We start from the raw sequence: 344 nt of genomic DNA, 5'->3' as shown, positions 1-344 counted from the left end.
TCCTTATATGCTTGAAAATCCATGCTTTTTAGAGCGTTAAAAAGCACTAAACAACGCTCTTTAAAATCTTCGTTCTCATAAGTTTTAACAATATCCTTTGGCTCTAAAAACAACGAAATTTTTTCTTTCAATTCTAAAAGCGTGCCGCATTCTTCTATAAACAATCTTAAAAGCCCTAAGAGGTTTTTATCTTTTATTGAAGTGAGTTCTAATAGCTTTTCATCGTCTAAAAGCTTTAAATGCTCGTGGTTTAAGTGTTTTAAATATTTTAAATTAAAATGAGCCGGGGAACTGGAAAGATTTTCTAAACTAAACCATTCTATCGCTTCATCAAGGCTAAAAAC

General features: G+C 31.1%; 1 pseudogene. It reads right to left on the bottom strand.

The annotated features are described in order from the left end of the window. Positions 1–344 (bottom strand): annotated as a pseudogene (locus BZK24_RS08375) (glutamate--tRNA ligase); the annotation flags it as partial.

Origin of the sequence: Helicobacter pylori (assembly GCF_001998165.1) — a bacterium.
Taxonomy (GTDB): domain Bacteria; phylum Campylobacterota; class Campylobacteria; order Campylobacterales; family Helicobacteraceae; genus Helicobacter; species Helicobacter pylori_DL.
Note: the sequence above shows the minus strand (reverse complement) of the source record. Positions and strands in the feature narration are given on the sequence as shown.